Source organism: Stenotrophomonas ginsengisoli, from assembly GCF_001431485.1.
GTDB classification, from domain to species: domain Bacteria; phylum Pseudomonadota; class Gammaproteobacteria; order Xanthomonadales; family Xanthomonadaceae; genus Stenotrophomonas; species Stenotrophomonas ginsengisoli.
In genome coordinates this window covers 1-722 of record NZ_LDJM01000080.1, presented here as the reverse complement: position 1 = coordinate 722, position 722 = coordinate 1, and the positions used below count along the sequence as shown (strand labels likewise).

The window sequence follows — 722 nt, the reverse complement described above, 5'->3', positions numbered from 1 at the left end:
GGGCCACCCTGATCCCGGCGCTGGCCATTCCGCTGTCGCTGGCCGGCACCTTCGCGGTGATGGCGGCCTCGGGCATGTCGCTGGACAACCTGTCGCTGATGGCGCTGGTGGTGGCCACCGGTTTTGTGGTGGACGACGCGATCGTGATGATCGAAAACATCGTGCGCTACATCGAGCAGGGCAAGAGCGGCAAGGAAGCGGCCGAGGTGGGCGCGCGCCAGATCGGCTTCACCGTGCTGTCGCTGACCATCTCGCTGGTGGCGGTGTTCCTGCCGCTGATGCTGATGCCCGGGGTCACCGGCCGCCTGTTCCACCAGTTCGCCTGGGTGTTGAGCATCGCGGTGGTGATCTCGATGCTGATCTCGCTGACCCTGACCCCGATGATGTGCGCCTACCTGCTCAAGGCCGATGCCCTGCCCGAAGGCGAGGATGCGCACGAGCGGGCACATGCCAGCGGCAAGGTGACCTGGTGGTCGCGTCTGGTCGGCCTGTACGAGCGAAGCCTGGACCTCGTGCTGGCCCATCCGCCCCCCACCCTGGGCGTGGCCGGTGCGGCCGTCTCCCTCACCGTCCCTCTTTACGTGGCCATCCCCAAGGGCCTGCTGCCCGATACGGACACCGGCCTGGTCACCGCCGTGTGTCAGGCCGACCACCCCCTGGCCTTCGATCAGATGCAGCAGCGCCCCCTTGACGTGGCCACGGCCTTCGTCCGAGCCGCGGCA

1 protein-coding gene is annotated in these 722 nt (G+C 68.0%); it reads left to right on the top strand.

Annotated features, from left to right (window positions below; all coding sequences use genetic code 11):
* A partial coding sequence (locus tag ABB30_RS15400) for an efflux RND transporter permease subunit (RefSeq protein WP_152980797.1) occupies positions 1-722 on the top strand: 722 nt, incomplete at both ends.